The organism is Glycomyces paridis (genome assembly GCF_004912155.1).
Classification (GTDB): domain Bacteria; phylum Actinomycetota; class Actinomycetes; order Mycobacteriales; family Micromonosporaceae; genus Glycomyces; species Glycomyces paridis.
Genome location: NZ_STGX01000018.1, coordinates 119,773 through 126,164 on the forward strand (window position 1 = coordinate 119,773; position 6,392 = coordinate 126,164).

A 6,392-nucleotide genomic window follows, 5' to 3' on the forward strand; every position below is an offset into this window, starting at 1 on the left:
TCATTGAGCGACCGAACCGGTTCGACGGTTCGCTTTCCGCAGAGGCTAGTTTCGAACCCCGTTCGATGCAAGTACTTCTATATATGCAGTTAGAAGACGCGTGGTGTTCGAGTGAGGCGAGTTTGCATTCGCCGGATCGGGTCGCTATGCTTCGAACCGGTTCGCATGATCGGCATCCCTCGCGAACCCCGGAGGAGGACTCGGTGGTCAACATCGGAGACGTCGCCCGCGCCGCGGGCGTCGCGCGTTCGACGGCGTCGTACGCCATGAGCGGCAAGCGCGCCGTCTCGGACGAGGTGCGCCGCCGCGTCCAGCAGGTCGCCCTCGAACTCGGCTACACCCCCAACGCGGGCGCCCGCGCCCTCGCGACCTCCCGCGCGATGGTCATCGGCCTGCTCGCCCAGTTCCTCCCCGACGAGTTCGCCCCCGCGATGCTCCAGTACATCCAGGGCGTCACGAACACCGCCCGCGACCTCGGCTACGACATCCTGCTCAGCTCCGACGCGAACGGCACCGCGGCCCTCAAGCGCCTCACCGACTCCCGCATGGTCGACGGCGTCGTGCTCCTCAACGTCGCCGAGGACGACGAGCGCCTGCCCGTCCTGCGCGCCGCCGCCCAGCCCGGCGCCCTCGTGGGCCTGCCCGGCGACTGCACCGGCGTCGACGTCTTCGACCTCGACTTCGAGGAGGCCGGGCGCGTCATGGTCGAACACCTCGTGGCCCTCGGCCACCGCGAGCTCATCCTCGTCTCCCAGCCGCAGCACGTGGTCGAGCGCGGCGGCGCCTACGTCTGGCGCCTCCAGAACGCCGCCGTCGAGACCGCCGCGCAGCGCGGGGTGCGGCTGCGCACCGTCCACGCCGCCGCCGCCCAGCCCGACATCGGCCGCGAACTGCACGCGCTCCTCGGAGCGAACCCCGAGGCCACCGGCCTGCTGCTCAACAACGAGGCCGCCGCCGCGGCCCTGCCGACCGTGCTCCACGAGCGGCGCCTGTCGGCCCCCGCGGACCTCTCGGTCGTCGGGCGCTACTCCGACGAGTTCGCCCGGACCTTCTCCCTGCCCTACTCCTCCATCGAGAGCGCGCCCGACCGGCTCGGGCGCATGGCGGTGCGACAACTCGTGCGCCGCATCGAGAAGGAGATCGCCGACGACGCGCCCAACGTCGTCCGGTTCGTCGCGCCCGAACTGGTGGACCGTGGCTCCACGGCCCCGCCGCGACCGGCGTAGGACGACCCCTCACCCCGGAGGGCACTGCCGCCCTTCGGGAACCGTTCAAGGAGGAACAACCATGAAGTACCGACCCCTTGCCAGGTCGACTGCGGCGCTCGCCGCGGCGGCCGCGCTGGCCGTAGCCGCCGCCTGCTCCTCCGGGGGCGACGAGGCCGACGCCGACACGCACACCTGGTGGGACCCCTACCCCCAGCACGCCGAGGACTCCGCCTGGGCCGAGCGCGTCGACGCCTGCGGCGAGGAGGCGGGCGTGACCATCGAGCGCACCGCCTCGGACACCACCGACCTCACCAACCGCGCGCTGCTGGCGGCACAGGAGGGCACCAGCCCCGACATCATGCTGCTCGACAACCCGGCGGTGTCCACACTGGCCGACACCGAGATGCTCACGACCATGGACGAACTCGGCCTCGACGTCTCCGGCGTCGACGAGAACCTCCTGGCCGCGGGCGTCGTCGACGACCAGGCCTACGGCATCCCCATCGGCGCCAACACGCTCGCGATCTACTACAACGCCGACATCCTGACGGCGGCGGGTGTGGACCCGGCCTCGATCACCGACTGGGCGACCCTGACGGACGCGCTCGCCAAGGTTACCGGTAACGGCGACAAGGGGATCACCTTCGCCGCCATCGGCACCGAGGAGGGCTCCTTCCAGTTCCTGCCGTGGTTCTGGGGCGCCGGCGCCGACCTGCGCGACCTCGACTCCCCCGAAGCCGTTGCGGCCCTTCAGTTGTGGACCGACTGGCTCGACGCCGGCTACGCCCCCAACTCGGTGCTCACCAACTCCCAGAACACCACCTGGGAGGAGTTCCTCACCGGCGAGTTCGCGTTCGCGGTCAACGGCACCTGGCAGGTCAACAGCGCCGCCGAGGCCGGCTTCGCGACCGGGCTCGTCCAGATCCCCGGCATGGACGGCGGCGCCGCGCCCGCACCGACGGGCGGCGAGTTCATCATCGCCCCCGCGCAGGCCGACACCGACCGCTACGACGTCACCCGCCAGATCGTGGAGTGCATGACCACCCCCGAGGGCTTCGTCGAGACCGCCACCACCTTCGCCTACTACATCCCGCCGACCGCCGAAGGCCAGGAGGCGCTGCTCGCGGCCGAACCCGACCTCGAACCGTGGGTCGCCGCCGTGCAGGAGGCCAAGGGCCGCACCAGCGACAACCTCGGCACCGACTACCCGAAGATCTCCGAGGCGCTGTGGACCGCCGTCCAGAACGCCCTGTCGGGAGCGGCCACCCCGGCCGACGCCCTGGCGCAGGCCCAGTCCGACGCCGAAGCCGCGCTCGGCTGACGGGGAGCGACACGACCATGACCACGACTTCGGTCACCGCGACCGACCGTGCGTCCCACGGTGCGGCGGGCCCTGCGCCCGCCGCACCGGCCCGCCGCCGGCGCCGCCCGCCGGGCTCGGCGAGCACCTGGACCGCGATCGGCTTCGCCGCACCGCTCTTCGCCTACCTCGCCGTGTTCTACGCCTATCCACTGTGGCGCAACATCGAGCTGAGCGTCCACGACTACACCGTGCGCGCCTTCGTCCTCGGCAACCCCGAGTTCGTCGGCTTCGAGAAGTACACCGAGGTCTTCGCCTCCGACGCCTTCCCCACCGCACTCGTCAACACCGCCCTGTTCACCGTCGTGTCCATCGCCTTCCAGTACGCGATCGGCCTTGGCCTGGCGGTGTTCTTCCACTCGAACTTCCGCCTCTCGGGCGTGCTCCGCGCGCTCTTCCTGGTGCCGTGGCTCCTGCCGCTCATCGTCTCCTCGTCCACCTGGGCGTGGATGCTCAACTCCGACCACGGCATCGTCAACTCGGTCGTGCAGTCCTTCGGCGGCGACCAGATCAACTGGCTCACCTCCCCCGGCACCGCCCTGACCGCCGTGATCATCGCGAACATCTGGCTCGGCATCCCGTTCAACCTCGTGATCCTCCACGCCGGACTCCAGCAGGTGCCCGCCGAGGTCTACGAGGCCGCGTCCCTCGACGGCGCCTCGTCCTGGCAGCAGTTCTGGCGCATCACCTTCCCGCTCCTGCGGCCCGTCTCCGGCATCACCCTGCTGCTCGGGTTCATCTACACGCTCAAGGTCGTCGACGTCATCTGGATCATGACCACCGGCGGCCCCGGCAACGCCTCGCTGACCCTCGCCGTGTGGTCCTACCGGGAGGCCTTCGGCACCGGCCAGCCCGACTTCTCGCCCGCCGCGGCGATCGGCAACCTGCTCATCGTCATCGCGCTCGTCTTCGGATTCGTCCACGTGCGCATGCAGCGCTCCTGGGAGAAGTCATGACCACCCGACGCTCGGTTCGACCGTGGTGGAAGACCGCGCTCGGCGTCGTCTTCACCGCGCTGATGCTCTTCCCCGTCTACTGGATGGTGAACGTCTCGCTCACCGACGCCAGCGACCTGCGCCGCTCCGACCCGTCCTGGTTCCCCGCCTCCCCGACCTTCGAGGGCTACACCGCCGCGTTCTCGCAGCAGCTGCCCTCGCTGGGCACGAGCCTGGTCGTGGGCCTGGGCACCGTGGCGCTCACCGTCGCGATCGCCGCCCCCGCCGGGTACGCGCTCGCGATCCTCAACCTCAAGGGCGGCAGGACGCTCAACTTCCTGCTCCTCGTGGCGCAGATGATCCCCGCGGTCGTCATGGCGATGGGCTTCTACGCGATCTACGTGCGCCTGGGGCTCCTCAACTCGGTGTGGGGCCTCGTCGTCGCCGACTCCACAGTGGCCGTCCCCTTCGGCGTGCTCCTCTACTCCACGTTCATGGCGGGCATCCCCCGCGAACTGATCCACGCCGCCCGCATGGACGGCGCCGGGTCCTGGGGCACCTTCACGAAGGTGGTGCTCCCGGTGTCGCGCAACTCGACGCTGACGGTAGCGCTCTTCGCGTTCCTGTGGGCCTGGTCGGACTTCATCTTCGCCTCGACCCTCAACCGCTCCGGCGAGTTCGTGCCGATCACCCTCGGCATCTACCAGTACATCGGCAACAACACCACCCAGTGGAACGCGATCATGGCCACCGCCGTCATCGCCTCCCTCCCCTCGGCGATCCTCCTGGTCGTCGCCCAGCGCTATGTCGCCGCGGGCGTGACCGCCGGCGCCGTGAAGGACTGAACCCTTGAACGACAACGCCCCCCGCAACGCGCCGGTCGCACCCCGCCGCGGCACCCGCCGCGGCCTCGCGCTCGACGAGCTGACCCTCGCCGAGGGCTTCTGGCGCGACCGGCAGCGGACGAACGCGGACGCCACCTTCGCCCACTGCCTCGCGTGGATGGAGCGCCTCGGCTGGATCGCGAACTTCGACCGGGTGGCCGAGTCCGACACGGCCGGGCCCCGGCCCGGCTGGCAGTTCTCCGACTCCGAGGTCTACAAGCTCATCGAGGCCCTCGCCTGGGAGTCCGGGCGCTCCGGCGACGCCCGGGCCGAGGCGATCCTCGAATCCCTTGTAGACCGCATCGCGGCGGCTCAGGACGAGGACGGCTACCTCAACACCTGCTACGGCCACGAAGGCCAGGCGCCCAGGTACTCCGACCTGTCCTCCGGGCACGAGCTGTACTGCACCGGGCACCTCCTCCAGGCGGCGGTCGCACGCGTCCGCACCGCCGGCGAGGACGAGCTCGTGGCGATCGCCCGCCGCGCCGCCGACCACGTCTGCCGCGAGTTCGGCCCCGACGCGAACACCGGCATCTGCGGCCACCCGGAGATCGAGGTCGGCCTCGCCGAACTCGGCCGCGCCCTCGACGAGCCCCGCTACCTCGAACAGGCCCGCCTCTTCATCGAACGCCGCGGCCGCGGCACCCTCGCCCCCGTCGCCCTCCTCGACGCCTCCTACTTCCAGGACGACAAGCCCGTCCGCGAGGCCGACGTCTGGCGCGGCCACGCCGTCCGCGCCCTCTATCTGGCCGCGGGCGCGGTCGACGTCGCCGTCGACACCGACGACGCCGAACTCTTCGACGCCGTTGCACGCCAATGGGACCGCAGCGTCGAGCGCCGCACCTACCTGACCGGCGGCATGGGCTCGCGCCACCAGGACGAGGGCTTCGGCGAGGACTGGGAGCTCCCGCCCGACCGCGCCTACTGCGAGACCTGCGCGGGGATCGCCTCGGTGATGGTGTCCTGGCGCCTCCACCTCGCCACGGGCGACGTCCGCTACGCCGACCTCATCGAACGCACCCTCTACAACGTCATCGCCGCCTCCCCCGCCGAGGACGGCCGATCCTTCTTCTACGCCAATCCCCTCCACCAGCGCACCGCCGCGGGCGACGTCCGCCCCGACGCGGTCAACCCCCGCGCCGAGGGCGGCGCCCGCGCCCCCTGGTTCGACGTCTCCTGCTGCCCCACCAACCTCGCCCGCACCCTCGCGACCTGGCAGGCCTACACCGCCACCGTCGACGGCGACGAGGTCTCCCTCCTCCAGTACGCGCCCGGCCTCCTCCGCGTGGCCCTCGAATCCGGCGAACTCGCCCTCGACATCGCCACGGCCTACCCGCACGAGGGCACCATTCGAATCACCGTGCGCGAGGCCCCGGAAGGCCCCGTTCGACTCCGCCTGAGGATCCCGTCCTGGGCCACCGGCGCCACGCTGCACGACGGCCACGAAGCCCACCCGGCCTCACCCGGCTGGGCCACAACCCAGCTCCGCCGAGGCGATACCCTCACCCTCGAACTCCCGACCACCCCCCGCCTGACCTGGCCCGACGAACGCATCGACGCCGTCCGCGGCTGCGTCGCAGTCGAAAAGGGCCCCCTGGTCCTCTGCGCCGAATCCATCGACCTCCCCGAAGGCTGGCCCATCGAGTCGCTCCGCCTCGACACCGGAACCCCGCCGCAACCGAACGGCGACGGCGCCACCGTCCAGGTATCGAAGGCCGCCACGCCGCTCCCCCACCAGGGAGCGGTCCCCTACCGCGCAACCCCGGACCCCTCCGAAGCGCCCGACACCGCCGAGCTGCAACTGATCCCCTACCACCGCTGGGCCCAGCGCGGAAGCTCGACAATGCGGATCTTCCTGCCGGTACAGGCCGCGAGGAACGCCTGAGGCGCAAGTCCCGGTATCGCTTCCAGGTCGGTGCCACGTTAGTGTCACGGACCTGCCGGGCCGACCTGATCAATACAGCGGGGGCTTGATCCCTTGGTGTTGACACCCTGATGCTCCGGA

At 70.9% G+C, this 6,392-nt stretch carries 5 protein-coding genes; all 5 read left to right on the forward strand.

The annotated features are described in order from the left end of the window. The first annotated feature begins 203 nt into the window (after positions 1 to 203). Positions 204 to 1,226, forward strand: a complete 1,023-nt coding sequence (locus E9998_RS21210; RefSeq protein ID WP_136531692.1) for a LacI family DNA-binding transcriptional regulator — start codon at positions 204 to 206, stop codon at positions 1,224 to 1,226. Between the two features lie 61 nt (positions 1,227 to 1,287). Beyond that, entirely contained in the window at positions 1,288 to 2,529 is a 1,242-nt protein-coding gene (locus E9998_RS21215) for a sugar ABC transporter substrate-binding protein (protein WP_136531693.1), read from the forward strand. A gap of 17 nt (positions 2,530 to 2,546) precedes the next feature. After that, complete coding sequence (locus E9998_RS21220) at positions 2,547 to 3,524, forward strand: carbohydrate ABC transporter permease (protein ID WP_136531694.1); 978 nt, start codon at positions 2,547 to 2,549, stop codon at positions 3,522 to 3,524. Beyond that, positions 3,521 to 4,348 (forward strand): carbohydrate ABC transporter permease, encoded by an 828-nt coding sequence (locus tag E9998_RS21225; protein ID WP_136531695.1) that lies wholly within the window; start codon positions 3,521 to 3,523, stop codon positions 4,346 to 4,348. Before E9998_RS21220 ends, E9998_RS21225 begins: the two co-directional genes overlap by 4 nt. Before the next feature lie 4 nt (positions 4,349 to 4,352). Next, positions 4,353 to 6,272 carry a glycoside hydrolase family 127 protein gene (locus tag E9998_RS21230; RefSeq protein ID WP_136531696.1) on the forward strand — a complete coding sequence of 640 codons (1,920 nt, stop codon included), beginning with the start codon at positions 4,353 to 4,355 and terminating at the stop codon, positions 6,270 to 6,272. The last annotated feature ends 120 nt before the right edge of the window (positions 6,273 to 6,392 follow it).

Excerpts from the sequence above, each read along its gene's own strand:
- E9998_RS21215 (WP_136531693.1), top strand. The coding sequence starts at position 1,288 with ATGAAGTACCGACCCCTTGCCAGGTCGACTGCGGCGCTCGCCGCGGCG.
- E9998_RS21220 (WP_136531694.1), top strand. The coding sequence starts at position 2,547 with ATGACCACGACTTCGGTCACCGCGACCGACCGTGCGTCCCACGGTGCG.
- E9998_RS21225 (WP_136531695.1), top strand. The coding sequence starts at position 3,521 with ATGACCACCCGACGCTCGGTTCGACCGTGGTGGAAGACCGCGCTCGGC.